The sequence below is a fragment of the Rhodococcus sp. 14-1411-2a genome (assembly GCF_002259485.1).
Lineage (GTDB): Bacteria > Actinomycetota > Actinomycetes > Mycobacteriales > Mycobacteriaceae > Rhodococcoides.
Map to the genome: position 1 here is coordinate 15777 of NZ_NPGA01000017.1, position 24328 is coordinate 40104.

General features: G+C 64.9%; 28 protein-coding genes. 16 read left to right on the forward strand and 12 right to left on the reverse strand.

Annotation, left to right across the window (positions count from 1 at the left end):
• Positions 1-2 precede the first annotated feature (2 nt).
• The 6 genes from CH291_RS17045 to CH291_RS17070 are packed head-to-tail and all read left to right on the forward strand — an operon-like array spanning position 3 to position 5941.
• The gene (locus CH291_RS17045; protein WP_068048397.1) at positions 3-1034 is read left to right on the forward strand and encodes a TIGR03842 family LLM class F420-dependent oxidoreductase; all 1032 of its coding nucleotides are present in this window, start codon (positions 3-5) and stop codon (positions 1032-1034) included.
• Positions 1031-1966, forward strand: a complete 936-nt coding sequence (locus CH291_RS17050; protein WP_094638606.1) for an ABC transporter permease — start codon at positions 1031-1033, stop codon at positions 1964-1966. The genes CH291_RS17045 and CH291_RS17050 overlap by 4 nt, the downstream gene beginning before the upstream one ends.
• Complete coding sequence (locus tag CH291_RS17055; protein ID WP_094688137.1) at positions 1963-2742, forward strand: ABC transporter ATP-binding protein; 780 nt, start codon at positions 1963-1965, stop codon at positions 2740-2742. The genes CH291_RS17050 and CH291_RS17055 overlap by 4 nt, the downstream gene beginning before the upstream one ends.
• On the forward strand, positions 2739-3497 hold the full coding sequence (locus tag CH291_RS17060; protein WP_094638604.1) for an ABC transporter permease: 759 nt from the start codon (positions 2739-2741) through the stop codon (positions 3495-3497). The genes CH291_RS17055 and CH291_RS17060 overlap by 4 nt, the downstream gene beginning before the upstream one ends.
• Entirely contained in the window at positions 3494-4630 is a 1137-nt protein-coding gene (locus CH291_RS17065) for an ABC transporter substrate-binding protein (protein WP_094688138.1), read from the forward strand. The genes CH291_RS17060 and CH291_RS17065 overlap by 4 nt, the downstream gene beginning before the upstream one ends.
• Positions 4631-5941, forward strand: a complete 1311-nt coding sequence (locus CH291_RS17070; protein ID WP_068048381.1) for an aspartate aminotransferase family protein — start codon at positions 4631-4633, stop codon at positions 5939-5941.
• On the opposite strand, the gene CH291_RS17075 is transcribed toward CH291_RS17070, so the two are convergent.
• From CH291_RS17075 to CH291_RS17085, 3 genes are all read right to left on the reverse strand, one after another.
• Positions 5942-7324 (reverse strand): FAD-binding oxidoreductase, encoded by a 1383-nt coding sequence (locus tag CH291_RS17075; RefSeq protein WP_094638601.1) that lies wholly within the window; start codon positions 7322-7324, stop codon positions 5942-5944.
• 90 nt (positions 7325-7414) lie between these two features.
• Positions 7415-7951 carry a DUF3558 domain-containing protein gene (locus tag CH291_RS17080; protein ID WP_094638600.1) on the reverse strand — a complete coding sequence of 179 codons (537 nt, stop codon included), beginning with the start codon at positions 7949-7951 and terminating at the stop codon, positions 7415-7417.
• 4 nt (positions 7952-7955) lie between these two features.
• Positions 7956-8471, reverse strand: coding sequence for a DUF3558 domain-containing protein (locus CH291_RS17085; protein ID WP_068282542.1), 516 nt, complete (start codon positions 8469-8471; stop codon positions 7956-7958).
• A gap of 192 nt (positions 8472-8663) precedes the next feature.
• Between CH291_RS17085 and CH291_RS17090 the strand changes: the two genes are divergently transcribed.
• Complete coding sequence (locus CH291_RS17090; protein WP_068048371.1) at positions 8664-8975, forward strand: hypothetical protein; 312 nt, start codon at positions 8664-8666, stop codon at positions 8973-8975.
• A 24-nt stretch (positions 8976-8999) separates the two neighbouring features.
• Here the strand turns inward: CH291_RS17090 and CH291_RS17095 are convergent, their stop codons facing one another.
• Both CH291_RS17095 and CH291_RS17100 read right to left on the reverse strand, forming a co-directional pair.
• Positions 9000-9644, reverse strand: coding sequence for a Type 1 glutamine amidotransferase-like domain-containing protein (locus CH291_RS17095; protein WP_094638598.1), 645 nt, complete (start codon positions 9642-9644; stop codon positions 9000-9002).
• Complete coding sequence (locus CH291_RS17100) at positions 9641-10090, reverse strand: HIT family protein (protein WP_068048366.1); 450 nt, start codon at positions 10088-10090, stop codon at positions 9641-9643. The genes CH291_RS17095 and CH291_RS17100 overlap by 4 nt, the downstream gene beginning before the upstream one ends.
• A gap of 245 nt (positions 10091-10335) precedes the next feature.
• On the opposite strand from CH291_RS17100, the gene CH291_RS17105 reads away from it, so the two are divergent.
• Genes CH291_RS17105 through CH291_RS17115 form a run of 3 tightly spaced genes read left to right on the forward strand, consistent with a single transcriptional unit; the run spans position 10336 to position 13198 of the window.
• Positions 10336-11454, forward strand: a complete 1119-nt coding sequence (locus CH291_RS17105) for a Re/Si-specific NAD(P)(+) transhydrogenase subunit alpha (protein WP_068048363.1) — start codon at positions 10336-10338, stop codon at positions 11452-11454.
• Positions 11454-11777 (forward strand): NAD(P) transhydrogenase subunit alpha, encoded by a 324-nt coding sequence (locus CH291_RS17110; protein WP_068048360.1) that lies wholly within the window; start codon positions 11454-11456, stop codon positions 11775-11777. The genes CH291_RS17105 and CH291_RS17110 overlap by 1 nt, the downstream gene beginning before the upstream one ends.
• Complete coding sequence (locus CH291_RS17115; RefSeq protein WP_037193418.1) at positions 11777-13198, forward strand: NAD(P)(+) transhydrogenase (Re/Si-specific) subunit beta; 1422 nt, start codon at positions 11777-11779, stop codon at positions 13196-13198. The genes CH291_RS17110 and CH291_RS17115 overlap by 1 nt, the downstream gene beginning before the upstream one ends.
• Positions 13199-13238: 40 nt before the next feature.
• On the opposite strand, the gene CH291_RS17120 is transcribed toward CH291_RS17115, so the two are convergent.
• Complete coding sequence (locus CH291_RS17120; protein ID WP_094688139.1) at positions 13239-13952, reverse strand: hypothetical protein; 714 nt, start codon at positions 13950-13952, stop codon at positions 13239-13241.
• 593 nt (positions 13953-14545) lie between these two features.
• On the opposite strand from CH291_RS17120, the gene CH291_RS17125 reads away from it, so the two are divergent.
• Both CH291_RS17125 and CH291_RS17130 read left to right on the forward strand, forming a co-directional pair.
• Entirely contained in the window at positions 14546-14869 is a 324-nt protein-coding gene (locus tag CH291_RS17125; protein ID WP_068048355.1) for a hypothetical protein, read from the forward strand.
• Positions 14870-14983: 114 nt separating this feature from the next.
• Complete coding sequence (locus CH291_RS17130) at positions 14984-16009, forward strand: phosphotransferase family protein (protein WP_094669475.1); 1026 nt, start codon at positions 14984-14986, stop codon at positions 16007-16009.
• 4 nt (positions 16010-16013) lie between these two features.
• Here the strand turns inward: CH291_RS17130 and CH291_RS17135 are convergent, their stop codons facing one another.
• Together CH291_RS17135 and CH291_RS17140 are read right to left on the reverse strand one after the other, a co-directional pair.
• The gene (locus tag CH291_RS17135; RefSeq protein ID WP_068048350.1) at positions 16014-16487 is read right to left on the reverse strand and encodes an acyl-CoA thioesterase; all 474 of its coding nucleotides are present in this window, start codon (positions 16485-16487) and stop codon (positions 16014-16016) included.
• Positions 16488-16497: 10 nt separating this feature from the next.
• Positions 16498-17715, reverse strand: a complete 1218-nt coding sequence (locus CH291_RS17140; RefSeq protein WP_094688140.1) for a benzoate/H(+) symporter BenE family transporter — start codon at positions 17713-17715, stop codon at positions 16498-16500.
• A gap of 182 nt (positions 17716-17897) precedes the next feature.
• Between CH291_RS17140 and CH291_RS17145 the strand changes: the two genes are divergently transcribed.
• Entirely contained in the window at positions 17898-18641 is a 744-nt protein-coding gene (locus CH291_RS17145; protein ID WP_179276585.1) for a GntR family transcriptional regulator, read from the forward strand.
• A 2-nt stretch (positions 18642-18643) separates the two neighbouring features.
• On the opposite strand, the gene CH291_RS17150 is transcribed toward CH291_RS17145, so the two are convergent.
• A complete protein-coding gene (locus CH291_RS17150) occupies positions 18644-19105 on the reverse strand; it encodes a PTS sugar transporter subunit IIA (RefSeq protein WP_094638592.1) in 462 nt (153 codons plus the stop codon).
• Positions 19102-19332: a glucose PTS transporter subunit EIIB gene (locus CH291_RS17155; RefSeq protein WP_032393491.1), complete on the reverse strand. Its 231-nt coding sequence runs from the start codon at positions 19330-19332 to the stop codon at positions 19102-19104. The genes CH291_RS17150 and CH291_RS17155 overlap by 4 nt, the downstream gene beginning before the upstream one ends.
• Before the next feature lie 175 nt (positions 19333-19507).
• Here CH291_RS17155 and CH291_RS17160 point away from each other — a divergent pair, with 175 nt between their 5' ends.
• From CH291_RS17160 to nagB, 3 genes are read left to right on the forward strand one after another with little or no spacing between them, the layout of a single operon-like run.
• Positions 19508-20755 carry a PTS transporter subunit EIIC gene (locus tag CH291_RS17160; protein ID WP_068048343.1) on the forward strand — a complete coding sequence of 416 codons (1248 nt, stop codon included), beginning with the start codon at positions 19508-19510 and terminating at the stop codon, positions 20753-20755.
• Entirely contained in the window at positions 20752-21936 is a 1185-nt protein-coding gene (locus CH291_RS17165; protein ID WP_179276586.1) for an N-acetylglucosamine-6-phosphate deacetylase, read from the forward strand. Before CH291_RS17160 ends, CH291_RS17165 begins: the two co-directional genes overlap by 4 nt.
• A complete protein-coding gene (nagB, locus tag CH291_RS17170) occupies positions 21937-22716 on the forward strand; it encodes a glucosamine-6-phosphate deaminase (RefSeq protein WP_094688141.1) in 780 nt (259 codons plus the stop codon). It abuts the gene before it with no gap.
• A gap of 1 nt (position 22717) precedes the next feature.
• Here nagB and CH291_RS17175 read toward each other — a convergent pair whose 3' ends face one another.
• Positions 22718-23545, reverse strand: a complete 828-nt coding sequence (locus tag CH291_RS17175; protein ID WP_094669477.1) for a shikimate 5-dehydrogenase — start codon at positions 23543-23545, stop codon at positions 22718-22720.
• A gap of 10 nt (positions 23546-23555) precedes the next feature.
• On the reverse strand, positions 23556-24278 hold the full coding sequence (locus tag CH291_RS17180; RefSeq protein ID WP_256980881.1) for an HNH endonuclease family protein: 723 nt from the start codon (positions 24276-24278) through the stop codon (positions 23556-23558).
• Positions 24279-24328 lie beyond the last annotated feature (50 nt).

Consider the following 24328-nt stretch of genomic DNA (forward strand, 5'->3'; position numbering starts at 1 on the left):
CCATGGACATCGGGGTAGTGCTCCAGTGCAATCCGCCGGCGTCCCGTGTGGTCGACCTGGCCAGACAGGCCGAGACACATGGTTTCTCGCACGTGTGGACATTCGATTCGCACCTGCTGTGGCAGGAACCGTACGTCATCTACAGCCAAATTCTGGCCGCGACGAGACGGGTGACCGTCGGCCCGATGGTCACCAATCCCGCCACCCGTGACTGGACGGTGACGGCATCGACGTTCGCGACGCTCAACGACATGTTCGGCAATCGGACCGTCTGCGGCATCGGCCGCGGTGATTCGGCGGTCCGTGCCCTCGGCGGCAAGCCGACAACCCTTGCAACGCTGCGGGAATCGATAGAGGTGATCCGAAGCCTGGCCAACGGTCGGAGCGCCCGGGTCGGTGAGACGACGGTGCAGTTCCCGTGGGCGGAGCGGTCCCGGCTCGAGGTATGGGTTGCGGCGTACGGGCCCAAAGCCCTCGAGCTCACCGGACAGGTGGCGGACGGGTTCATTCTGCAGCTGGCCGATCCCGATATCGCGGCCTGGACGATCGGTCGGGTCCGCGCTGCGGCCGAGCAAGCGGGTCGCGACCCGGACTCGATCTCGATCTGCGTTGCAGCTCCCGCCTACGTCACCGACGGTACCGACGCAGGGCTCGAACACGCCCGAGATCAGTGTCGTTGGTTCGGCGGGATGGTCGGCAACCACGTCGCCGATATCGTCTCGCGATACGGCGGCGATGGCGGTGGTGTTCCGCAGGCTCTCACCGACTACATCGCAGCGCGCACAGGGTACGACTACAACGAGCACGGTCGAGCAGGAAACTCGCACGCAGAATTCGTTCCGAACGAAGTGATCGACAGGTTCTGCCTACTGGGCACTCCGGCCGATCACATCGCCAAGCTGAAAGAGCTGGAAACACTCGGCGTCGACCAGTTCTCGGTGTACCTGCAGCACGACGCCAAGGCCGCGACACTCGAGGCATACGGAGAGAGCATCATTCCGCAGATCCGCCCGAGCGTGACGGCAACGTCGTGACGAGTCTGCTCGATCGGGCAGCGGTGGTGGCACCCACTCCCGCCGGTGCGAATCGAGGAGTGCGGCGTCCGGTGATGGCAGTGGTGGCTGTCGGCTCGTTGCTGGCGGTCTGGGAGCTGGTGAAAGTGCTCGTCCCCGAGAACGGGGTGAGTGTCGCCGGAGTGCGGGTGCTGCCGCGCACCGACGACGGTGCACTACCGCACGTGTGGTCGGTGTTGGCGGCGCTGACCGAGCCCGAGGTGAACGTCGCCGGTGCTCGCAGTGTCGGTGCCGCGATCGTGTCCAGTGGCCTGTTCACGTTCGGGCTCGCCGTACTCGGGTTCGCGCTGGGGACGGTGGTCGGGCTGTTGCTCGCCGTGACGATGCAACGGTTCGTGTGGGTCGAGCGGTCCGTGTTGCCGTATGTGATCGTCTCGCAGACGGTTCCGCTGATCGCGTTGGCACCGCTCGTCGCGGGCTGGGGCGGGAAGATCGCCATCGGCGGTTACGCCTGGCAGCCGTGGATGAGCATCACCGTCATCGCGTCGTATCTCGCATTCTTCCCGGTGGCGGTGGGAATGCTGCGCGGCCTGCGTGCACCCGATCGGGCAGCACTCGATCTGATGCACAGTTACGCGGCCGGATGGTGGAGCACCCTCGTTCGACTTCGCCTGCCCGCCTCTGTGCCGCATCTGATTCCGGCGCTGCGGCTGGCTGCAGCCGCAGCCGTGATCGGTGCCGTGGTCGCCGAAATCTCCACCGGAACGACCGGCGGTATCGGTAGGCAGATCATCGTGTTCTCGCAGCAGGCAACTGGAGATGCGTCCCGCCTGTACGCCGCTGTTCTCGGCGCAGCGGTGCTCGGGTTGGTGGTGACCGCACTGGTATCGCTGCTCGATGTCGCGCTCGGCCGTTATGCGGGCCGCTCGCCCGGTCGAAAGGATCGGTCATGACCGAGCATGCGGTACTCGTCGAGGGCGTGGGGAAGACGTTCGACGGGGGAGTGACTGCGCTGGAGGATGTATCGCTCGCGATCGCCCCCGGTGAATTCGTCTCGCTGATCGGGCCTTCGGGGTGCGGTAAGTCGACGTTGCTCCGCATCGTGGCCGATCTCGAGCAACCGACGTCCGGTTCGGTATCGGTGTTCGGCCTGTCCGCTCGCCGAGCCCGCGTCGAACAGAAGTACGGCATCGCCTTTCAACAGGCAGGGCTGCTCGATTGGCGCACAGTGCAATCGAATGTCGCATTGCCGCTGGAACTGCACAAGGTTCCCAAACGTCAGCGAGCAGAACGGGTTCGCGAGTTGCTGGACCTCGTCGGACTCACCGATTTCGCAGAGAAATTTCCCAGTGAGCTGTCCGGTGGGATGCAGCAACGAGTGGCGATCGCACGGGCGCTGGCTCGAACGCCGGGACTGTTGTTGATGGACGAACCGTTCGGGGCACTGGACGAGATGACCCGCGAGAAGATGCAGAACGACCTACTCCGCATCGCCGAGCAGTCCAGCGCAGCAGTGGTGTTCGTGACCCATTCGATTCCGGAAGCGGTGTACCTGTCCGATCGGGTGGTTGTCATGTCCCCTCGGCCGGGACGGATCGTCGACACACTCACGATCGACAGTTTCGATGCGAACGGGGATCCACGAGAATCGGCGGAGTTCTTCGCGTCCATCACCGCGGTTCGTGACGCATTGCACGGCCGTGCGGTGCGCAGTGCGGATCTGCGATGAAGCTCTGGCTGCCACCGGTGGTGTTCGGTGCTACGGCACTCGCCCTGTGGCAGTTGCTCACGGTCGTCGCGGGGGTTCCGTCGTTCCTGCTGCCGTCGCCGAGCGCCATCGCCGAGCAATTCGTGCGCAACCTCGGCAACATCGGATCGGCAAGTCTGGCAACGGGAACCAACGCTCTCGTGGGGTTGATCGCAGGTTCGGTTCTGGGTCTCCTCGCAGCAATGGCCGCGGTTCGCCTGCGGATCGTCGACGAACTGCTCACCCCGTTGGCGGCGGGTGCCGCAGCCGTTCCCATCGTCGCTCTTGCGCCGGTGTTCAACTCGATGTTCTCCTCGACCACCGACCTACCGCGGCGACTCGTGGTGACCATCGTCGTGTTCTTCCCGGTATTCGTCAGTGCGGCAAAAGGACTGCGTCAGGTCTCGGCCGTGCACCACGACCTGATGACGTCGTATGCCGTGGGCGGTTGGCAGTTCACCCGAATCGTTCGCCTCCCGTCCGCCGTTCCGCACATCTTCACCGGGTTGCGGGTTGCCGCTCCCAATGCTGTCATTGCTGCCATCATCTGCGAGTACTTCGGTGGACTGCAGAACGGTTTGGGGTCGCGGATCACCTCCGCCGCGGCGAACACGGCCTACCCCCGGGCGTGGGCCTACGTGATGGGTGCCATCGCAGTCGGTTTGCTCTTCTTCGTGGTTGTTCTGTTGCTCGAGAAACTCGTGTCCCGGCGTCGTCCCCAGGAAAGATGGATATGAACATCACTCGAACCCCCCGACCCCTTCTCGCCGTCGTCATGGCTCTGGCGGTGGTCGCCTCGGCCTGCAGCACCACAACGACCGACACCGACACCGCGGCCGACGGGAACACCACGATCAAGCTGCAACTGCAGTGGTTCAAACAGGGCCAGTTCGCGGGCTACCTCGCCGCCGTCGATCAGGGTTTCTATGCGGAACAGGGGCTGGACGTCGAAATCCTCGACGGTGGAACGGATATCGTTCCGCAAACCGTGCTCGCACAGGGGCAGGCCGATTACGCCGTCGCGTGGGTACCCAAGGCGCTCGCATCCCGTGAGGCCGGAGCCGGCATCACCGACGTGGCCCAGATCTATCAGAAGTCGGGCACATTGCAGGTCTCGTTCAAGGATCAGAACATCGCCACACCGGCCGATCTCCAGGGCAAGACCGTCGGAAACTGGGGATACGGCAACGAATTCGAGCTGTTCGCCGGTATGACCAAGGCCGGGGTCAGTCCCTCCGACGTGACGTTGGTGCAGCAGCAGTTCGACATGAACGGCCTTCTGTCCGGAGATATCGCCGCAGCCCAGGCGATGTCCTACAACGAGTACGCCCAGTTGCTCGAGACCGTGAACCCCGCAACCGGTGCGCTCTACACGGAGGACGATTTCACGTCGCTGAACTGGAACGACGACGGCGTCGCGATGCTGCAGGACGCGATCTGGGCCAATACCGACAAGCTCTCCGACGAGGCGTACCGGGAGCAGACCGTCAAATTCTTGGCGGCATCGTTGAAGGGCTGGATATTCTGCCGCGACAACGTCGAGACGTGCCGCGACATCACCGTCGCTGCGGGCTCGACACTCGGCGCGAGTCATCAGCTGTGGCAGGTCAACGAAGTCAACAAACTGATCTGGCCGTCCGCGGACGGGATCGGAATGATCGACGAGGCGGCCTGGCGGCAGACGGTCGACATCGCGAAGTCCACCCGGAATGCCGAGGGCTCGACGGTGCTGACGGCCGACCCCGACGCCGAGGCGTACACCAACGAGTACGTCACCGAGGCTTTGGATTTGTTGAAGGCCGACGGTGTGGATGTGACCGGAGAGTCGTACGCTCCGATGGAGGTCACACTGGAGGAAGGCGGCAAGTAGATGGATCACGTGTTCTACTCCTGGTCGGCGCAGGCCGAACTGAATCCGATCACCGTCGAGGGTGCGGAGGGATCGTGGTTCTGGGACGACAAGGGCAAGCGATACCTGGACTTCTCGTCACAGTTGGTCAACGTCAACCTCGGGCATCAGCACCCTGACGTCGTTGCCGCCATCGTCGAACAGGCCCAGGTTCTGACGACCATTTCTCCGACCGTGGCCAACAACAAACGCAGTGAACTCGCGGCATTGATCGCCGAACGTGCGCCGGGTGATCTCGATCGAGTGTTCTTCACGACCGGTGGCGCAGAAGCCGTCGAGCACGCGGTGCGGCTGGCCCGACAGCACACCGGGCGCACGAAGATGCTTGCCGCGTACCGCTCGTACCACGGTGGAACCGGAGTTGCGATCGGTCTCACCGGTGAGCCGAGGCGTTGGGGCACCGAACCCACCAACGTCGACGTCGTCCGGTTCTTCGGGCCGTATCCCTACCGGTCACCCTGGGGGACAACGACTCCCGAGGACGAAACGGCCGCAGCACTGGCACACCTCGAACAGGTCATCGTGCTCGAGGGTGCGCAGAACATCGCCGGACTGATCCTCGAATCGGTCATCGGCACCAACGGTGTGCTGATCCCGCCGCCCGGATATCTGGCCGGCGTTCGGGCGCTGTGCGACAAGTACGGAATCGTCTACATCGCCGACGAAGTGATGGTCGGGTTCGGGCGAATCGGCGAATGGTTCGCATGCCAGGCCTGGGATGTGACACCGGATCTGATCACGTTCGCCAAGGGCGTCAACTCCGGGTACGTGCCTCTGGGCGGGGTGGTCATCTCGGAGAAGATCGCCTCGCAGTTCGATCACAAGCCCTATCCCGGCGGGTTGACCTACTCCGGTCACGTGCTCGGGTGCGCCGCCGGCGTGGCATCCATCGGAGTGTTCGAGCGCGACAAGATTCTTCCGCACGTGCGTCACGTCGGGGAGGACGTACTCGGGGCGGGCCTGTCGAAGCTGGCCGAATCTCATCCGAGCGTGGGCGAGGTGCGCGGTAAGGGATTCTTCTGGGCCGTCGAATTGGTCAAGGACGGCCAGACCAGGGAACCGTTGGTGCCGTTCGCTGCGTCGGGCAAGGACGCGGCGGCCATGGGCACGGTGACCGCCGCGGCAAAGTCGCGTGGGTTGTGGCCGTTCGTGGCAGGTAACCGTCTGCAGATCGCACCCCCGCTGACGACCTCGGAGGACGAGATTCGTCAGGGACTGGAAATCCTCGACGAGGTGCTGACGGTCGCGGACGGGTTCACCGTCGACGGGTGATCACAGCACCGCACCGGGGTTGAGGATGCCCGCCGGATCGAGGGCAGTCTTGATCCTGCGGGTCAGCTCCATGACGTCCTCACCGACCTGATCGGGCAGCCAGGCCTTCTTGAGGCGACCGACACCGTGTTCACCGGTGATGGTGCCGCCCAACGAAATTGCCAGATCCATGATCGCGCCGAAGGCGATGTTGGCGCGCCGTGTCATGTCGGCGTCCTCGGGGTCGAAGACGATCAGGGGGTGGGTGTTGCCGTCGCCGGCGTGGGCGATGACCGCCACCAGCACGTCGTATTTCGTGGACAGCTCGGCGATTCCGTCGACGAGGGCCGGAAGTGCGGGCAGTGGAACCCCGACGTCCTCGAGCAGCAGGCTGCCGAGTCGCTCGACCGCGGGAATGGCGAATCGCCGTGCGGCAGCGAAGGCCTCACCCTCGTCGGGGTCGTCGGTGGTGAAGACATCCGATGCGCCGGCCTCGGTGCACGCGGCCGCCATGATCTCGATCTCGCGACCTCGGTCGGCACCGGGGGAGTCGGACCGAGCAATGAGCATCGCTGCCGCCTCGCGATCGAGTCCCATGTTCATGGCATCTTCGACGGCACCGATGGACGCGCGGTCCATGAACTCGAGCATCGACGGCCTCAAGTTCCGGGTGATGGCCAGAATTGCGGCGGTCGCGTCGTGTACCGACGCGAACGACGCGACCACCGTACTGGCGGGAGGTTGCGCCGGGATCAGTCGAAGAGTGATCTCGGTGATGATGCCCAGCGTGCCCTCGGAGCCGACGAACAGCTTCGCAAGGGACAGGCCCGCAACGTCTTTCAGGCGTGGCCCACCCAGTCGGACGGCGGTACCGTCGGCCAGGACGACCTCGAGACCGAGAACGTAATCGGTGGTGACGCCGTACTTCACACAGCACAGGCCGCCCGCATTGGTGGCCGCATTGCCTCCGATGGAACACATCTCGAACGAGGACGGGTCCGGTGGGTACCAGAGGCCGTGCTCTGCGACGGCCTTCTTGACCTCGACGTTGAGCAGCCCGGGTTGTACGACGGCGATGCGGGTCACCGGGTCGACGGTGATCTCGCGCATCAACTCGGTGGTGAGCACGATTCCGCCGTCCACGGCGGTGGCTCCACCGGACAAACCCGATCCGGCGCCGCGTGGGACGACCGCCACGTTGTGCTCGGTGGCCCACCGCATGACGGCGCGAACGTCCTCGGTGGACTGTGCGCGCACGACGGCCAGTGGGGTGCCGGCGTCGGGATCCTTCGCCCAGTCGCGGCGGTAGCCCTCGGTGATGTCCGGGTCGGTGACCACCGCGCCGGGTGACAGCAGGGATTCGAGCTCGCTCAGGCGGGCATCTGTATCGGTCGTCACCGACATCTCGGTCTCCTCACATCGAAATTGTGACCGTCGCCACTCGAGTGTGTCACGGCCGCGTGTGCGGTGGAGTCGGGGCCGGTCGGCGCTCGGTCACTGATTGCGTTGCAGCGTCAGTTCTGCGAGTTCGGTGGCGGCGGCGCACGGGTCGGCCGGACTGGCGCCTCGGTACTGCACCCACCAAGTGATGACACCCGAGTACGCCGCGCTGATTCCGCACGACGACGGATCGTCCGGCCGTCGTGACAGGAACGCCGTGGTGCCGGCAACGGTGACGTCTTCGGTCGCGTAGCCGAGCCGATCGGCCAGGTCTCGCTCGCGCGAGAGTGCATCGTTCTCGAACCAGGCGAAAGTCACATCGATGAGTCCGCCGCCGCCGATGCCGGTCCACATGCACACTGCACCGTAGAAGTACTGCTCGACGAGGTCGGCACCCACTGTTTCGGCGATGGTGGGATCAGGGACGGCGATGCACTCCCCGAGCAGCTTGTCGAACTGTCCGCTGCCGCCGGATCGAGCGGGCACGGCCGTACCGGTCACGGTGGTGGTGCATCCGGTACCGACGGCCGCAGTGACGAGGACAGCGGCGAGGACGCGGCGGGTGGAATCGGCGGAGCGGAATGTCGACATCAGGCTACTTCGCCTTCGAGATCGTGGTTCTGGCCAGATCCTCGACGACGTCGCAGGAATCGCGGGGGCCGTCGACCACGAAGTTGACGGACCAGTGCACGAAGCCGTCCCCGTTCTCGACTCCGGCCTCGCACGACGCTCCCGACGCCGCGGCGGTGAATCCAGGGTGACCGTCCACATCGATGCGCTCGATGGTGCGACCGACGGCCTCGGCCACGGAACTCTCTCGGTCGATGGGGCTGCCGCGGTACCAGGTGAACATCGCGTACGCGCCGCTCGCGGATTCCCAGCGGCAACGAATGGCGTTCTCGGACACCGCCGTCAGGTCGGATACGGCCGTGAGTTCCTGCACTTCTGCGTCGTCCATCGAGCCGCATTCACCGACGAAGAGTTCTTCGGTGATGGGTCGGTCGGCCGTCTCGGACGTATCCGGACCGGCCTCGGTGGCCGGCGTGTTCGAGCATCCGACCAGCCCGCACGCGACCGCAGCGATCAAGGCTGCAACGGCTCGAGTGCGCACGAACGCGGACTTTACCCACCCTGTCGGGGAGAGGGAGAGCGTTTGACCGAAGTGAGTCACATCAGTAACACCAGCCTCAGGCGTTACCAGATCGATGCGTCGTCGACACGTAAATTTGTAGTTCGCCACGCTAGCGTCCAGCGCAGCGAACCTCGCACTCCACGCGGTGCGAGTCGACAAGGAGGCTGCACCATGATCGATCCCGGAAGTGACTCCTGGAACTACGTGGCCGCGATGTTCTCGTACGAATTTCTCGGGGGCGGAATCGAATACGACACCATCGAGCGCATTCACCGAGGCGAGATCGACGAGTGGGTTCAGGCGCTGACACAGTCCGGGCTCTTCGATCGAGCAGCCATCGCGCAAATTGCCGACTCGTGGCATCAGGCCCCTCGCCAGTTGTTCGACATGCTGGTGCTCGACGCGGACGAAATGACCGCCAGACGGTGCTCGCTGGCGTGGTCCTCGCTGGACCGACTCGCTCCACTTGCTCGCCTGGGCTGAAGACTCGCCCGGGCCGAAGGACGGTCAACTACCGAGCACACGCGTTCCCGACGCATCGACGACGATGGCCTGTTCGTCGGTCAACCCACGGCAGTCGATGCCGTCCCTGCGCAGGCGCTGCATCGTTGCATGCCCCGAATCGTTCTCGTCCAGAACGGAATTCAGGTGCGGGACGATCGAGAAACCGACCAGGCCCAGTCCGGTCCACACCGGATCGACACCTGTCGCGGGCCGAACCTCGCCGGGGTCGTCCGCGTCCTCGACGCCGATCAACGACGGTGCGGCAACACACGCGCCCGCGCTGTATCCGCCGTACACGATCGATCCTCGCCGAACACGCTCGGCGATGACCTCGTCTGCGCCCGAGCGGGCGAGCTGAGCGCGCAGGACGAACGTGTTGCCCCCGCGCACCCACACCGCGCCGAAGTCGTCGAGGGCGCGCTCGAGAGCAGCGGACCGACCCACGTACTCGCGCAGATCCAGCTCGGCAGGCCGATACCCGAGCGCCCGCAGCGGAACGAACTCGCTTGTGAGCGAGGATTCGCGAGCGGCGCGCGGCCACGCGTCCGATGCGTTCGCAATCACGGCGAGATCGGACGGTGGGCCGGTGAGGTCGACGAAAGCCTCGGAGTGGCCACCGAATCGATACGACGACAGGAACAGCTTCATGCTGTCGGATCGCCATCGAGCCGGGCCAACCCGACACGAACGGCGTCTGCGACACGCTCGGGCTCACTCAGACGACGTGTCACGAAGCCGGCCGCGAACCGGAAGCGGTCCCGGTGCCAACGAGGCACCACGTGCAGATGCAGGTGGAAGACCGTCTGAAATGCGGCCTTACCGTCGTTGATCACGAGATTGGCTCCGTCGGCGCGCAGGTCCGAGTGCCGGACCGCGCGCGCCAGCGTGTGCCCGACGCGAAACACGTCTGCGGCCGCGTCCGGGTGGGTCGCGTTCAGATCGGTGGCGTGCTCGCGCGGAACGACGAGCAGGTGGCCGCGAGTGACCGGCCGGATGTCGAGAAACGCGACGGCATGGTCGTTCTCGAACACGCGGTGCGCGGGAGCGTCACCCGCGACGATGGCACAGAAGATGCAAGGTTCCACGGTTGTCACTGTAGGGTCCGTTCATCACCGATAGACCCATATGGCGCGCATCACAATTGCGCTCCCCGTGGCCGAGGAATGTCGAAACGGACTCGATTCAGAACGAATCGGACTGTGTTCCGGGCTACCCGCGGTCTGTCTCCTCTGGCTACTATCAGGGACCTTGTGCCTTGTCGCATGGGTTCGTCCGCTCGTCGCAGGCTCGGAGCCGTTGGTCGATTCGTGGACACCATTCAACGCAGGAAGACGGAGATTTGGATACATCGCAGAGCACTGAGAAGGGTTCGGGATCCACGACTGTCGTCGGTGTGGTTCGGGAATCGGGGGAGGGTGAACGTCGTGTCGCTCTGGTGCCCAAGATCGTTGCCTCCCTGGCGGGCAAGGGCGTCGAGATCGTCGTCGAGTCCGGCGCCGGTCTCGGCGCTCTGATTCCCGACGAGCTGTACGTCGCCGCCGGAGCGACAATCGGTGATCCGTGGTCGGCCGACGTCGTGGTGAAGGTCGCGCCGCCGTCCGATGCCGAGATCGCCAAGCTGACGTCGGGTTCGACGCTCATCGGATTCTTGGCACCGCGCAACGCGGAGAACAGCATCGGGGCGTTGAAGGCGGCTGGTGTACAGGCCTTCGCCGTCGAAGCGATCCCGCGGATCTCACGGGCGCAGGTGATGGACGCACTGTCCTCTCAGGCCAACGTCGCCGGCTACAAGGCCGTGCTGCTGGCCGCGTCGGAGTCCACCCGGTTCTTCCCGATGCTCACCACCGCCGCGGGCACCGTCAAGCCCGCCACCGTGCTGGTACTGGGCGTCGGCGTGGCAGGTCTGCAGGCGCTCGCCACCGCGAAGCGTCTCGGCGGCCGCCCCACCGGGTACGACGTGCGTCCTGAGGTGGCGGACCAGGTTCGTTCCGTCGGCGCGCAGTGGCTCGATCTGGGGATCGACGCCGCAGGCGAGGGCGGATACGCGCGTGAGCTGACCGAAGACGAACGGGTGCAACAGCAGAAGGCTCTCGAAGAGGCCATCAAGGGATTCGACGTGGTCATCACCACCGCGTTGGTTCCCGGACGCCCCGCCCCGCGACTGGTCACGGCCGCGGCCGTCGAGGGCATGAAGCCGGGCAGCGTCGTGGTCGACCTCGCAGGGGAAACCGGTGGCAACTGTGAACTCACCGAGCCCGGCGAGACCGTCGTCAAGCACGACGTCACCATCTGCTCCCCGTTGAACTTGCCGGCCTCGATGCCCGAGCACGCCAGCGAGCTGTACTCGAAGAACATCTCGGCATTGCTCGAACTCATGTTGGTGGACGGCAAGCTCGCTCCGGATTTCTCGGACGAGGTCCTCGCCGGCGCCTGCGTGACACGTGAGAAGGAGAACTGATGTACACCCCGCTGCTCGCGAACATCGCGATCCTGGTGCTGTCCGGGTTCGTCGGCTTCGCGGTGATCTCCAAGGTGCCCAACACCTTGCACACCCCGTTGATGTCGGGAACCAATGCCATCCACGGCATCGTCGTGCTCGGTGCCCTGGTGGTGCTCGGCAAGGTCGAGGATCCGTCCATCGGCCTGCAGGTCATCCTGTTCGTCGCTCTCGTGTTCGGAACGGTCAACGTCATCGGTGGATTCGTGGTCACCGACCGCATGCTCGGCATGTTCAAGTCCAAGCCCGTTCCTGCCAAGGCCACGAAGGGTGCTGACTCCTGATGGACAATCTCGTCAACATTCTCTACATCGTCGCCTTCGGCATGTTCATCTACGGACTGATGGGTCTGACCGGACCGAAGACAGCCGTGCGCGGCAACCAGATCGCCGCTGTCGGCATGTTCCTCGCCGTCGTGGCGACGTTGATCTCTATTCGCGATACCGGAAACTGGATTCTGATCGTCGTCGGCTTGGTCGTCGGCGTCGCGCTCGGTATCCCGCCTGCTCGCCGAGTCAAGATGACCGCGATGCCACAGTTGGTGGCCCTGTTCAACGGCGTCGGCGGTGGAACGGTTGCGCTGATCGCGTGGGCGGAATTCCTCGACACGTCGGGATTCTCGAACTTCAAGCACGGTGAATCGCCGACGGTCCACATCGTCATCGGGTCGCTGTTCGCGGCCATCATCGGGTCGATCTCGTTCTGGGGATCGCTGATCGCGTTCCTCAAGCTGCAGGAGACCCTGCCCGGCTCGCCCATCACCATCGGAAAGTTGCAGCAGCCGCTCAATGCTCTGCTGCTGATCGGTGCTGTGGCCGCCGCCGTGGTCATCGGCATCAACGCCACTCCGGGCGGCGGGGTGTCGCAGTGGTGGATCGTGGCGGTTCTCGTACTCGCCGGAATTCTCGGTCTGACGGTCGTGCTGCCCATCGGCGGCGCAGACATGCCGGTCGTCATCTCGCTGCTCAACGCTCTGACCGGTCTGTCTGCGGCGGCCGCAGGCCTGGCGCTCAACAACACTGCGATGATCGTCGCCGGCATGATCGTCGGCGCGTCCGGCACGATCCTGACCAACCTGATGGCCAAGGCCATGAACCGTTCCATTCCGGCGATCGTCGCCGGTGGATTCGGCGGGGGCGACGCTGCTGCAGGTCCTGCGGGTGCAGGCGGCGGAACGGCGAAGGCCACCTCCGCAGCCGACGCTGCCATCCAGATGGCGTACGCCAACCAGGTCATCGTCGTTCCCGGATACGGCCTCGCCGTCGCGCAGGCGCAGCACGCGGTCAAGGACATGGCCAAGCTGCTGGAGTCGAAGGGCGTCGAGGTCAAGTACGCCATTCACCCCGTCGCCGGTCGCATGCCCGGGCACATGAACGTGCTCCTTGCCGAAGCCGACGTCGCCTACGACGCGATGAAGGAGATGGACGACATCAACGACGAGTTCGCCCGTACCGACGTCACGTTGGTCATCGGCGCGAACGACGTGACCAATCCGGCGGCGCGCAACGACCCGTCGAGCCCGATTCACGGGATGCCGATCCTGAACGTGGATCAGTCGAAGTCGGTCATCGTCCTCAAACGATCGATGTCCTCGGGCTTCGCAGGCATCGAGAACCCGCTGTTCTTCGCCGAGGGCACCTCGATGCTGTTCGGTGACGCGAAGAAGTCGGTATCCGAGGTGACCGAGGAGCTCAAAGCTCTCTAGTCACGACCTCGTAGCAACGCAGAATGGGGCGCTCCTGATGTCAACGGGAGCGCCCCGTCTTGCGTCGAACGGCCAGAGCGGCCGTGTCGATCGGGTTGCGGGCTTCACGGGCAGCTGCATCGGGCGAGAAGAGCATGACGATCGAGCACGTCGGCCACCACACGAACACGATCGATGCGGCGCTCACGATCCCGGTGACGGACGCGGATCCGACGATCAGGGCGGCCGCCGCCACCGCGAGTGTTGCGACCGTTCCCAGACCGAGGATCACGGGCCGCCACGCCGCGGACGCCACCATGGATGCAGCTCCGAGCAGCGAGGCCACGGCGACGAGTTGACCGCTCGGAAGGTCTGCGGACGGCATCGACGCTCCCATGATCTCGCGAGCGATCGCACTGGTGACGACGGCACCGACGGTGCAGGCGATCACCACCCCGATTCCGTACGGCAGCTTGCGTATCAGCGCCACGACGGCGAGCGCGGCTACGGCGATCAACACCGCGGTCACATCGATCGCATCGAGCAGATGAGCGGCCAGTGCCGCGGCCGGGGTCGATTGCCAGGACGTCGTGGTTGCGATGTGCGGTGCCCACATCAGGAAGATCGGCAGCAGGACCGCAGAGGCACCTGACACGGCCGAGCGCGCGACGACGGCTCGCCTGCGTCTGCGGCTCGAGGTGCTGGACGGCAGCGCAGTCGTCTCTGCGTCGGTCGACGCGCGAATCGGTCCGGAGTCCAGGCTCGGTGGTGACATGGGTGCCACGGTGCCAGAACCTGCTGAACGGCGGATGTGAGGAACTTGGGAACCGGCTGATCATTGCTCTGGTAACGATTCGATCACACCGGGTCGCGTGTGCGGAACCGTGAATTGTCGAGGAGCAGAGTCTGCGCCGTCAAATTCTGGAAGTTTGTTTCAGCGCCATATTCAGGTGCGCGAACATGTTTGCATGCGTGGCAGCAATCCTCTGACCTGGAACGGAGCGGGGTGGATTCGATTCGGTGGTGCTCATGTCCGAGTGTCGAACAGCACCCCGGGTCGGCCCTCGGCCCTCTCAGCTGGGCATTTGTCCTCCCGTTGTTCCCCATCACAGCAGTTCGTAAAGCGAACTATGACTTCGTTGCAAAGCGTTGATCGGATGGGTAAAACTGTGTGACGATACTCACATAGTCCAGTTCACCCTGGGCGAGACCCACCGGAAGGGCGTAGTTTCAGCCGCATCGGAAACCCGCATTCGACCGTTACAGCCCAAACGATAACGATCTGGAAACGGACCGTGCTACCCGTCGTAACCCGTAGCCACGGGGTATTCGACAACTACGGACGCCGGACACTCGAAGGAGAAGAACATGACCGCAATGTCTCAGGGACAGCTCGACATGGTCCGCGCCTTCTTTTGCAACGAGTTCGAGGCGGACTCCCTCGATCGATCCACGGTGCCCGAGCCCACCGCCGAGGCCGTCGCCGAGTGGATCGATGCACTGACCAACAGCGGCCTCTTCGCTCCGGCCGAGGTGCGCAACATCTCCTCGGTGTGGGCGGCAGAACCGGAGACGTTGGTCGCAATGCTGATCGGTGAAGTGGACGAAATCGCCGTCAAGCGCGGCGCAGCGGTGCCGGCCGCAGTACCTGCCGCACCGGATCTGGTCCCCGCGTTCGTGCGCGCCAGCTGACACGCCCCGAGCCCGGAGTCTTTCGCACCAGGGCAGGTTCCGCTTCGCTACTATCGGTCGAATTCCGGTGACGGCAGGCGACAACGGTGTCGCGCGGCGAAGTGAGGGTTCTGTATGGGCGCAGTGGGACTGGACGAAGACGCAGTATCGACCTGGATCGCAGGATTGGGGATAGGCGCAACCTCGCCCCTCACCTTTCAGCGGATCGGCAACGGTCAGTCCAATCTCACCTACGCCGTCCGCGACGCCGGTGGCAGTAACTGGGTGCTTCGCCGTCCACCACTGGGGCATCTGCTGGCCTCCGCACACGATGTCGTGCGCGAACATCGAATTCTGTCCGGCCTGCAGAACACGGCGGTGCCGGTTCCGAAGATGATTGCGATCACCGAGGATCCTTCGGTGTCCGAGGTCCCGCTCGTGCTGATGAGTTTCGTCGACGGGATCGTCGTCGACTCGGTGGCGGCAGCCGAACAACTCGACCCCGATCACCGACGCCGCATCGGACTCGGCCTCACGGTGGCGCTGTCCGACATCCACCGCGTCGATCTCGACTCCGCGGGTCTGGCAGATCTGGCCAGTCACAAACCGTACGCCGCTCGCCAACTCGCCCGGTGGACGAAGCAGTGGCAATCCTCGCGCACTCGCGACGTACCCGGTATCGATTCGCTGGCAACTCGATTGGCAGCGGGGATTCCTCCGCAGCACGAGGTGACCCTGGTGCACGGAGACTTCCACCTGAGCAACGTCATCACGGCCCGCGAAGACGGCCGTGTCGCGGCGGTCGTCGACTGGGAACTGTGCACACTCGGAGATCCGTTGGCGGACCTCGGCGGTCTGCTGGCCTACTGGCCGCAAGCCGACGACGGGGTCGCTGGTCCGTTCATGGCTTCGACTCTGCCGGGCTTTCCCACCAGGGCCGAGCTTGTCGAGTCGTATGCGCAGCACACCGGGCGCGACGTCTCCGACGTCGGATTCTGGCAGGTGTTGGCGCTGTGGAAGCTCTCGATCATCGCCGAAGGCGTCATGCGCCGGATGGAAGCCGACTCGCGAAACCGGGCCGTGGCAGGCGGGCCGACCACGACGCTTATCGACGACATAGTCACCAGGGCATTGCGTACGGCCGACGAAATCGGCCTGTAGTCGGTCAGCTCGACGCGGTCCCGATCACCAAAGTGCGCGCTGCGCTCTCGATTTCGGGCGGAATCGCCACCGGCTTACGGGTGACCCCATCGACGTACACGTGTACGAATCGACCCCTCGCCGCCAACTCCAACGCATCGTCGCCGGCCTCGCGGAACAACCCGAGCGAGTACACGATGCTTCGGGTGCCCAGCCTCTCGACGGCCAGGCCCACCTGAAGTCGATCCGGGAAGCTCAACTCGGACAGGTAGCGGCACGAGGTTTCGGCGACGACACCGATCGCCGGCAGTGTCCGGATATCGAGTCCGGTCGTCTCCATCAACCAACCGTTGACGGCGGTATCGAAATACGCGTAGTAGGTGACGTTGTTGACGTGGCCGTAGTGGTCGTTGTCGTCCCATCGCGTCGTCACGGGCCACAGAGCCGGAAAGTCCGATGCGTGCGACAATTCCGGCCCTGGGTTCACCTGATCGGTCATGAACGTGACCCTAACCAGTGGCGTCGGAAGCGGGCGTCGCCGGGGACTGCCGACGCAGGATCGCTCGGACCACCAGCCCGACGACCAAGGCCCAGAATGCGGAGCCGATTCCTGCGAACGTCAGGCCGGAAGCGGCGACGAGGAACGTCAGAACGGTCGCCTCCCTGTCCGACGCATGTTCGAGTGCACCGAACAGCGACGCGGCGAGAGTTGCCAACAAGGCAAGTCCGGCAACGGTTTCGACCACGCCTGCAGGCGCTGCGGCAACCAGGGTCGCCAGGGCCGCGGACGCCAGCGCCAGCACCAGATACGAGGAGCCGGCAGAGAACGCCGCGACCCATCGCCGCTTCGGGTCCGGATGGGCACCGGGATTCGCCGCGAGCGCAGCGCTGATCGCCGCGAGGTTGATCGTGTGCCCACCCGCGAAAGCGCCGAGGACGGTTCCGGTTCCGGTGACGGTCATCGACGCACGCCAAGGAATTCGGTAGCCGAACGACGCCATGACGGTGGTGCCCGGGATGTTCTGCGACGCCATGGTGACGATGTACAGCGGCACTGCGATACCGACGGTCGCCTGCCACGTCCAGTGCGGAATCGTCCAGTCGATCCGAGGAATCAGATCGGAGGCCGCGATGGGTGTGCCGCCGCCGATCAAGTCCGCTGCGATGACTGCAGCTGCCGCGAGGAACGCAGCGGGCACCGCCCAGCGCGCGTTGAAGCGAAGTACCAGCAGCCAGACGAGTACCACCGGAGCTATAAGGGCGGGGGAGTCGGCAAATGCAACGACCGGTGCCGCGCACAGCGGCAGCAGCACTCCGGCCAACATCGCCTGAGCGAGTGGTATCGGGATCTTCGAGACCACGGCACCGAGTCGTGGCCACAGGCCGGTCAGGACGATCAGCACCCCAACAGTGACGAACGAACCCACTGCGGCGGGCCACCCTCCGACCACCATGCCGGTTCCGGCGAGCAGCGCAGCGCCCGGCGTCGACCACGCCAGCGTGATGGGCTGTCTGTATCTGCGCGCGAGCCACATCATGCCCACGGCCTGGGTGACACACAGCGCCAGCAATCCGGAGGCCGCCTCGGTCGGGCTTGCCCCTACCGCCCGCAGGCCCGTCAGCACGACGGCGAACGAGCTGGTGAAGCCGACCAGTGATGCCACGATTCCCGCGCTGACGGGGGTCGAGAGCGGCGTCGGTCTGTCGGCGGCGTCGGCAGTGGTCACGACTGACGATGATGCACTGTGGGCCGTCGCCTGTCGCGTCGTTTCCCGTCGCGCCGGGTCGGCGCTCGGAGTCGGTGGCCGAACGCTGTCGGGGCACGGTCGACGTGACGTAGTCTTTGGGTTGGACCGGACCAGTCCGTACCGCTGGGTCGGCGAGTGACGGAAAGGCCGGCGCAGTGGTGATGCCCGTACATCTGAGGGACAGTCAAGTCCCGAAGCACGAACAGCTTCGCGCGATTCTGCTGCACCGCTGCACCAAGGAGTTGCAACCCGGCGATCTGATGCCCAGCGAGCGAAAACTGATGGAGGACTACGGCGTCAGCCGCATCACCGTCCGCGAGGCCATCGGCCAGCTCGTCAACGACGGACACCTGGTTCGGGTGCGTGGCAAGGGCACGTTCGTGGCCAGTCGCACCGTTCAGTCTCGTTTGCACCTGGCGTCGTTCTCGGAGGAGATGCGCGCGCAAGGATTGACGCCTACCACGGTGGTGCTGTTCGCACGGCTCGAAAGCCCTTCGGCGGCAACGACTCGTGCCCTCGGCCTGGCCAACGGCGAACAGACCTACCACGTCAAGCGCCTCCGGCTGGCCGACGCCGAACCGGTCAGCGTCGACGACGCGTGGTACCGGGCTTCCCTGCTCCCCGGCCTGATCGAGCACGACCTGAGCAAATCGGTGTACGAGGCCGTGCAGATCCACTACGGGTTGACCATCGACCGGGCCGAGCAGACCGTCAAAGCCACTGCGGCCGACAGCGATATCGCCACTCTGCTCGGCACAAAGCGCGGTGCCCCCGTGCTGTATTTCGACCGCGTCTCCTTCAGCGGCGACGAGCCGCTCGAACACACCGAGAGCTGGTACCGCTGCGATCGGTATCAACTGTCGATGGAAGTAGAAGGCGGGCGGCGCACCCCGCAGCGTCGGTGAGATCAGGGCAGCTCGAACAGAAGATCGCCCACTGCCACGGTGTTGTCGATGCTTGCACTGGTGACCGAATCCGGCTTCGAGTCCATCAGTACCACCGGAACGACATCCGAGTAGCCTGCCGCCGCGATCGCTGCGGGATCGTAGGTGACGACGAGGTCGCCGGCCTGGATTCGATCACCCTCTGCGGCAACGAGTTCGAAGCCCGCGCCCTTCATCTTCACGGTGTCGATGCCGATGTGCACCAACACGCCCGCCTTGTCCTCGGTGAAGACGACGAACGCGTGCGGATGGAGTTTGAGGATCGTGCCTGCGACCGGTGACCGAACCTCGACGGCCCCGTCGCTCGGAGCCGGGCGTAGCGCGACACCGGAGCCGACCATCTGCGCCGAGAACACCGGGTCCGGCACATCGGCGAGCGAGATGACCTGCCCGGCAACCGGGCTGAGGATCGCCCGTGCGCTCACAGGATGTCGCCGATGTCTTCTGCGAGCGTGTCCGCTTCGGGGCCGACGATGACCTGAACGGCGGTTCCCTTGTGAAACACGCCGTGGGCACCTGCCGCCTTGAGCGCCGCCTCGTTCACCAACGACCCGTCCTTCACCTCGGTGCGCAGCCGAGTGATGCACGCTTCGATCTCGACGATGTTGTCGGCACCGCCGAGGCCTTCGACGATCGCGTCCGCTTTGGACATGTGGATTCTCGCTTTCTGTCGGCTTGTATCTGTCGGGTGGATCACACGGCCGGGTTGACACGAGCCTGCCACCTGGCCAAACTACAACTGGTAATGACCGGACAGTACCCCTGATGGCATCCGGTCACAACAGCGAAATCGCCCCCGAAGGACCAGCCTCGAAGAGAAGGTCGCCATGACCCCGAAGAAGACGGACTCGATCGATACCGAGCCGAAGAAGGAATCACGATCATTGGCCGGGCTGCAGCGGTTCGGTCGCAGCCTCATGCTGCCGATCGCTGTTCTGCCTGCCGCCGGAATTCTCCTGCGGCTCGGTCAGGACGACCTGCTGGGGAGATTCAGCGCACTGGAGACCACTGCTGCGGTCATCTCCGCCGCCGGTCAGTCGGTTTTCACCTGGCTTCCCCTCATCTTCGCGGTCGGTATCGCCATCGGCTGGGCGAAGAAGTCCGACGGTTCGACGGCGCTCGCAGCGGTGGTCGGCTACATGGTGATGAACGGCGTCTTCACGGCAATGTCGCCGGTCGTGCTCGACGGAGAGGTCGATGCCAACGGTGACCCCGCCGTGATCGACTACGGCGTGTTGGCAGGCATCGTCATCGGACTGCTCTCGGCAATTCTCTGGCAGCGTTTCTATCGCCAGAAGCTGCCGGACTATCTCGGCTTCTTCAGCGGCCGTCGTCTGGTGCCGATCATGACGGCGATCACCGGTCTCGTCGTCGCTGTGATCATGTCGTTCGTGTACCCACTCTTCTACAGTGCTCTCCAATGGGTGGGCAACACCGTCGCCGACCACAGTGTGGTGGGCAGCGGAATCTACGGCTTCGCCAACCGCATGCTCATTCCCACCGGGCTGCACCACATTCTGAACTCCGTCGTCTGGTTCCTGGTGGGGGACTACCAGGATGCAAGCGGTCAATTGGTCCGCGGCGATCTGAACCGGTTCTTCGCCGGCGACCCGTCCGCCGGAGTGTTCATGACCGGATTCTTCCCGATCATGATGTTCGCCCTTCCCGCTGCGGCATTCGCGATCTACCGCAATGCCAAGCCGTCGCAGAAGAAGATCGTCGGCGGAATCATGTTGTCCACCGGCCTGACTGCCTTCGTCACCGGGATCACCGAGCCGCTCGAGTACTCGTTCATGTTCGTGGCCTGGCCGCTCTACATCATCCACGCGGTGTTGACCGGAACCTCGATGGCGTTGACCAATGCCCTCGGAATCCATGACGGTTTCTTCTTCTCCGCCGGTGGCATCGACTACCTGCTGAACTACGGAATCGCCACCAAGGCTTGGCTGCTCATTCCGATCGGCCTGGTGTACGCGGTGATCTACTACTTCCTGTTCAGCTTCGTCATCAAGAAGTGGAACCTGCGCACCCCCGGACGTGAGGACGACGCCGTGCTCGAACCCGACCGAGCATGACCGCATCCACTGCGACGGCGCACCGCGGACGGGTCGTCACGCGCGACCGGGTGATCGAGGACGGCGTCGTCGCGTCGACGGGAGACCGGATCTCGTGGGTCGGGCCGACATCGGCGTGGCCCGGTGAGGCCGTCCCGCAAACGAATTCGACGATCCTCCCGGGGTTGGTCGATCTGCACTGCCACGGTGGAGCTGGAACGTCGTTTCCCGATTCACCGGCCGTCGATCTCATGACGGCGGTACGGCATCACCGCTCTCGCGGGACCACGACGATGCTCGCCTCACTGGTGTCGGCACCGCCGGATCGGCTGATCGCGCAGACGTCGGTGTTGGCCGATCTGTACGAATCCGGTGACATCGCAGGCGTCCACCTCGAGGGGCCGTTTCTCGCCGTCGCACGCTGCGGCGCACAGGATCCGGCCTCGCTGCGCAGCGGAGATCCCGGACTGCTCCGCGACATACTGGACGCGGGCCGCGGCGCGGTGCGGTCGATGACCCTGGCGCCCGAGATCGACGGGTTCCCCGTTATCGCAGAGATGTTGCGGGAGAACGGAATACTTCCCAGCATCGGGCACACGGACGCCGACGCGCTCACCACTCGACGCGGTATCGAGTCGTTGGGGGACGGCCCCATGACTGCAACACATCTGTTCAACGGAATGCCGACCTGGCATCATCGGTCGCCGGGCCCGGTGAGCGAATGCCTGGCGGCCGCGGCGCGCAGCATGATGGTGCTCGAATTGATCGGCGACGGAGTGCATCTCGCCGACGAGACCGTGCGTGCGGTGTTCGATCTCGTCGGTGGCGCACGGATCGCACTGGTGTCCGACGCGATGGCCGCAGCCGGCATGCCGGACGGTCGCTATCGACTCGGACCACTGGATGTGACCGTCCGCCACGCGGTTGCACGGTTGTCCCGCGACGCAGACAACGAGACCGCTCCGATCGCGGGCGGAACCGCTACCGTGCTGGACCTGGTGCGCCGAGCCGTGCTGGACGCCGGCGTGCCCCTGGTCGAGGCCGTGCGGGCTGCATCGTCGACTCCGGCGGCCTCGATCGGCCTCGACTCCGAGATCGGTTGCCTCGAAGAGGGCATGAGAGCCGACGTCCTGGTGGTCGACGCGGCGTTCGAGCCACTGCAGGTGATCAGAGGCGGAACTGCAATCGGAGAGGACAGCTAGATGGAGGTAGTGATCCTCGAGGGGGTCGACGCAGTGGATCGAACGGCCGCCGACATCGTCGAACGAGTGGTGCGAGCCGGTCCGGCTGTACTGGGACTGGCGACCGGGTCGACCCCGGTGGGCACGTATCGCGAATTGGCGCGGCGGCATCGGGAGGACGGCCTGTCGTTCGCGCACTGTCGCGCCTTCCTCCTCGACGAGTACATCGGACTGGCGAAAACCGCTGAGCAGTCTTACTTCTCGTTCATTCGAGACAACTTCGTCGACCACGTCGACCTGGACGACGCCGCGGTCTTCTCGCCCGACGGCGAAGCGGACGACATAGCTGCAGAGGCGCAGCGGTACGACGCCGCGATCGCGGCCGCAGGTGGCGTCGATGTCCAGATCCTCGGAATCGGCACCGACGGGCACATCGGCTTCAACGAGCCCGGATCTTCACTGAAGTCGCGGACGCGGGTGAAGACGCTCACCGAACAGACGCGCGTCGACAATGCCCGGTTCTTCGATTCTCCCGAGGACGTACCGCATCACGTACTGACGCAGGGGCTGGGCACCATCGACGAGGCGCGCCACCTCGTGTTGATCGCAACGGGGGAGTCGAAAGCGGACGCGGTGGCGGCGGCCGTCGAGGGACCGCTGTCGGCGTACTGTCCGGCGTCGGCCATTCAATGGCACCCGCACGCAACGGTGCTGTTGGACGAGGCCGCGGCGTCGTCGCTAGCACTCGCGGAGTACTACCGGTACGCCTACGCCAACAAGCCCCGGTGGCAGCACCTGTGAGTCACCTGCGCGAGAACTCCGATGCGCGCGCGATCTGTTCGTCCGACGGCCGGACTCCGGTGTAGAGGACGAACTGTTCTGCCGCCTGCAGGGCGATGACCTGAGCGCCGGTGATCACGGGTTTGTCGGCGGCCCGAGCGGCGACGATCAGCGGCGTCTCCGACGGCATGGCGACGACGTCGAACACGGCCTTCGCCGCGTCGATCTGCTCGTCGGTGAACGGTGCCGAATCAGCGTCCGGTCCACCGGCCATACCCACCGGGGTCACGTTCACCAGCAGGTCTGCGCCCACCGCTTCGGCGGACCAGTCGTAGCCGTAGGTCTCGGCGAGGGCAGGGCCGGTGTTCGAGTTGCGGGCGACGACGGTACCCCGGGTGTAACCCGAATCCCGCAGCGCGGCAACGACAGCTTTCGCCATACCGCCGCTGCCGGTGACCGCCACCGAGTAATCGGTGGAGAAGCCACTCGCGCCGAGTAGGTTCGCGACGGCCTGGTAGTCGGTGTTGTATGCGTGCAGGACGCCGTTCTCGTTGACGATCGTGTTGACGGATTCGATCGCGCTGGCGGACTCGTGCATCACGTCGACCAGTTCGATGACATCTTCCTTGAACGGCATGGAGACGGCGCAGCCTCGAATGCCCAGCGCGCGAACGCCTCCCACCGCTGCGGCGAGGTCGGTGGTGGTGAACGCCTTGTAGACGAAGTTCAGGTCCAACTCGTCGTAGAGATAGTTGTGAAAGCGTGTTCCGATGTTGCTCGGTCGGCCGGACAGGGACATGCAGAGCTGTGTCTCACGGTCGAGGAAGCTGCGCGCGTGTGCTGGTGCCATCGCTGAGACTTTACGCCGCGCACGTCGAGGCGACCGAAGCGAGAACACCCTGATCGGCCTGGGTGATCGGCAACTCGTACTGGGCGGCGACCGACAAGTACTTTCCTGCGTAGAAGCAGTGGTAGGCCTCGTTCGGCGGCAACCATTGCGAGGGTGTCTTGTCGCTCTTGCTCTGATTGTCGGCTCCGTTGACCGCGAGCAGATTGAACGCGACGTCGTTGGCGAACCGAATTCGCTTGTCGGGCAACCACGTGTTCGCGCCCATGTCCCACGCGGCGGACAGGGGGTAGACGTGATCGATCTGGATCTTTCCGGCATCGGCCTTGGTGAACTGCATCGGCTCACCGGAGTACGGATCTGCGAGCGAACCCGACAGCACGACGCAGTCGCGGGTGCCGGCCCGGAACTCGACTTCCGTCATCGACAGCGCCAGGACGTTGTCGCGGGTACCGCAGCCGTCGTGACCACCCGGCCCGTCGTAGTCGTCCGTCCACGCCGGGCCGAACACACACCCTTCGCCGCTCTTGCATCCGCGCTCGTAGCCGAGGGCGTCGGGCCTGGCGGCGACCACGCGAACCTGCGCGAGCAACTGCTCGACCTGAGTGCGAGTGGGACTACCCGGAGCGGGTTCGACGGGGGAGAAACCGGGGACGATGGGCCGGTCGCACGAGCCGAACACTGCCATCACGGCCGCAGCGATCACCAGCAGTACCGCCACCCACAGCTTTCTCACGCACGCCCCATCGTCGATCTCGGTACTCGGTCGTCGTTCCTTGTCATAGC